Origin of the sequence: Ferrovum sp. (assembly GCF_027317285.1) — a bacterium.
GTDB lineage: Bacteria > Pseudomonadota > Gammaproteobacteria > Burkholderiales > Ferrovaceae > Ferrovum.
Window position 1 is genome coordinate 1 of the sequence record NZ_DAHVHV010000104.1, and the last position, 2,553, is coordinate 2,553.

The 2,553-nt window shown below is 50.2% G+C and carries 3 protein-coding genes and 1 pseudogene; all 4 read left to right on the forward strand.

Features of this window, described 5'->3' with window-relative positions; translation table 11 throughout:
* Positions 1-278: pseudogene (locus M6F29_RS11615) on the forward strand (recombinase family protein); the annotation flags it as partial.
* The gene (locus tag M6F29_RS11620) at positions 275-646 is read left to right on the forward strand and encodes a site-specific recombinase resolvase (protein WP_298160065.1); all 372 of its coding nucleotides are present in this window, start codon (positions 275-277) and stop codon (positions 644-646) included. The pseudogene M6F29_RS11615 and the gene M6F29_RS11620, both read left to right, overlap by 4 nt.
* Positions 643-1,134: a hypothetical protein gene (locus tag M6F29_RS11625; RefSeq protein ID WP_298160068.1), complete on the forward strand. Its 492-nt coding sequence runs from the start codon at positions 643-645 to the stop codon at positions 1,132-1,134. Before M6F29_RS11620 ends, M6F29_RS11625 begins: the two co-directional genes overlap by 4 nt.
* Before the next feature lie 495 nt (positions 1,135-1,629).
* Positions 1,630-2,340 carry a PEP-CTERM sorting domain-containing protein gene (locus M6F29_RS11630; protein WP_297505566.1) on the forward strand — a complete coding sequence of 237 codons (711 nt, stop codon included), beginning with the start codon at positions 1,630-1,632 and terminating at the stop codon, positions 2,338-2,340.
* Positions 2,341-2,553: the final 213 nt, after the last annotated feature.

The following is a 2,553-nucleotide window of genomic DNA, read 5'->3' on the forward strand; positions in this document are numbered from 1 at the left end:
CATCGGTGGTTCGCCATATCCAGCGCCACGGTGCCCAGATCGATGAAGCATCCACCGTAATTGCCATGGGGCGCATCAACAAGGTGTGGGATCAACTATTCTCCGTCGAGCGCCATCGGATCGCCAATTTGATGATCGAACGGATCGATCTGGTCCGCGCCGGTGAGGTCCAGGGCATCAGGGTGAAATGGCGGGAGTTGGGCTGGAAGGATCTGATTGGGGAGTTCATGCCCGACAGCATCGGCACAGAACTGATCGAAATGGAGGGGATGGCATGAAAGGTGACCTGGGAGCCTTTATTCCCATGGTATTGCGTCGTCGGGGTGTCCAGCGGATTACTGATGATAAACGCCATGTTCACGATGTGACCCTGCTCGAGGGGTTGGCGCGAGCCTTTTACTGGCAACACCTGCTGGACATTGGGGCGATGAAAACCGGGGCGGACATCGCGCGGGCAGAAGGTCTGCATCCGTCGGTCATCAATGAACTGTTGCGTCTGACCTTGCTTGCGCCCGACATCATCGAGAAAATGATGATCGGAAAACAACCGCGCCGTCTGACTTTGATGTGGTTCCAGCGCAATCGTCTGCCGGTGGACTGGCAGGCCCAGCGAGAAATCATGGCTGCTTTTGAGGGGAATCTATGAGCCGGAAACATCAAGGGAAAATCAAGGGTAATCCCGTCACCTACCAGATTCCCTCTCCGGCAGGCGGAGTCCAGATGGAAACCTTCGTGCCGTGGACCTTGGTGAAGCGGGGCTTCAAGAAGCAGGTCATCACCCCGCGGGACATGCCACAAGAGTTCCTTGAAGAAGCACGCCGGGAACAGGAGGCCCGTGAATTGGCGCAGGATACCCCCCTGATCCGGGCGCTGGGGTTGGCGCATCACTGGCAACGGTTGCTGGACGAAGGAAGGTACCGGACGATGACCGAGATCGCGGAGGCCGAAGAAATCGACCTTGGTCAAGCCAGTCGAATTGCCCGGCTGACGCAATTGGCTCCCTACATCGTCGAGGCTTGCATGGCGGGTGAGGGGAACGGGCTGGCGCTGGAGCACCTGATCCGTCGAGTCATCCCGGTGGGCTGGGAAGAACAACGACAGAAATTTCAACGCGGGTTCAAAATTGAAGTGTAATTTTCATGGATAAAACAAGATGTCGATTTTCTTTACACAACCATTTGGTTGGTGATTGTTGAAATATTTGAGGTATGAATCACGATCAGTCGTGGGTTAAATCATGGGCTGTGGCATAACCGCATATGATTTAACAATGAATTAGAAAACAATTTGATTAAAATCAAAGTTATTTTTCTTGCGCGATATTTTCATTTTTTTCCATATCTAAATTTTAACGATTAAAGTGGATGTCGGTTTTCTTTACACAACTATTTGGGCAATCAAAAATTGTTAGTTAGAGATTCATCGTTGTCATGATGTCATAACGTTATTTTTTCTCACGATATTTTCATTTCTTAATATTTTTTATAAAATAACGATAAAGTATGATGCAATTCTTTTTCTTAACCATACGGTTAAATTAATGGCACGAATTATGCTTTGTTATTTTTGCGCTAGCACATTTGATGAATGCTAGAGCATGAGACGCTATTACCAATTTAAGGAACTTCCGTGAACTCGAAAAAACTACTCGTTACTCTTGCATTGTCCACTTTCTCTATCGCTCCCCTATCTGTACTGGCCAACCCGATTCCCCTTAACGGCAGTTTCTCTTTCAGTGGCGCTGCCGTCACCCAGTTCACCTCGGGCGGGATTACCTACTTGCCCGGCAGCCTTGGCGCAGGCATCAACTCGGCCACCAGCGTCACTGTGCAAAACCCATTTTCCATCACCGCTACCCCAACCACCACCTTTGGAGCCCCCAATGACTTGAATGGCCTACTTCCCTCAGGGACCCAAGGCTATATCGTCAACCCGGCACCCAATGGAACCTTTACCCTGCAAATCCCACCAGTGGGCACAGCCAACACGTTATCGTTGGGCACTCCCTTTGCCAGCGTGACCTCAAGTGTTAACAATGATACGTTCAATTTCACGGCTACCAGCGATCAAATCCTATCAAGCGTCTCACTTGGAAATATTTCTGAACTTGGTGTCATCATTCTCGGATCAGTTGTTGATACCCAAGGTAAGTACGCTTCATCCCCTGCCTCTGTGGGATTGACCTTCATCGACAATGCTGGTGCTCTGGGATATACCGGTGCCTTTTCTGCTCCGCCTGCCAATATCAATGTGCCCGAACCCGGCAGTCTCCTCCTTGTGGGGATTGGCGCCCTGGGTCTGGGGCTAGGCGCACGCAAATGGCCTGCAAGGATCTGCTAACAAATCCAGTGGGTCAGAGTTTCTGGCCCACAGATCTTTCAAAAGGCAGTTGTCTCGCAGAAGAGCATCATGATCCCAGTGAACTTTAAACGTATTACACAACCCAAAGCCCACCGTGCACACAGTGGGTTACCGGGTACATTCATGTCGACTCATTATCGAAAAAGAAGCATTCTGAGCCGATTCTCTTTCCTCTATATTATTGCTCTGGGC